Source organism: Streptomyces lushanensis (assembly GCF_001700515.1).
Taxonomy (GTDB): domain Bacteria; phylum Actinomycetota; class Actinomycetes; order Streptomycetales; family Streptomycetaceae; genus Streptomyces; species Streptomyces lushanensis.
Map to the genome: position 1 here is coordinate 1 of NZ_MAUD01000544.1, position 590 is coordinate 590.

The 590-nt window shown below is 72.4% G+C and carries 1 pseudogene; it reads right to left on the reverse strand.

The features are described from left to right. Positions 1 to 590: pseudogene (locus BFF77_RS31025) on the reverse strand (S41 family peptidase); the annotation flags it as partial.

Sequence of the window (590 nt, forward strand, 5' to 3'; positions counted from 1 at the left end):
GCCCGGCCCGTTGTGTCCACGGATATCCCGTTCACATGGCCGGCCGCGGGAACCTGGTAGCCCCGGCGTCCCGCGCGCTGCCCGCCGAGCCGTATATCCAGCTTGCGCGGTACGGAGTCGGCGGTCAGCGACTCGACCAGCCAGAGATCGCCCCCGCACTGGTAGACCACCCGGCGGCCGTCGGACGAGGCGTGACGTGCGTAGAAGGCGTCGTGATCGGTGTGGCGGAGCAGATCGGTGCCGTCGGGACGGCAGGAGTAGAGATTGCCGACGCCCTCGTGGTCGGAGAGGAACGCGATGCGTCCGCCGACGAACATCGGGCAGTCGAGATGGCCCCCGAGGCCCGCGAGCAGCCGCTTGCCGTGCAGCCAGAGCCGGCCCGTCGCGCCGCCGCGGTACCGCTTCCAGGCGGCCGGTTCGTGCGGTGGCTTGCCGGTGAGCAGGAGCGTGCGGTGCTCGCCGCCGATGTCCGCGACGGCGATGTCGTTGACCGGGCCCCAGGGCAGCGCGCCGCCGGGAGAGCCGTCGGTGGGCAGGCCGTAGGCCCAGGCGAAGTACGAGAACGGCTGGCCGTGCGAGGAGACGGCGAG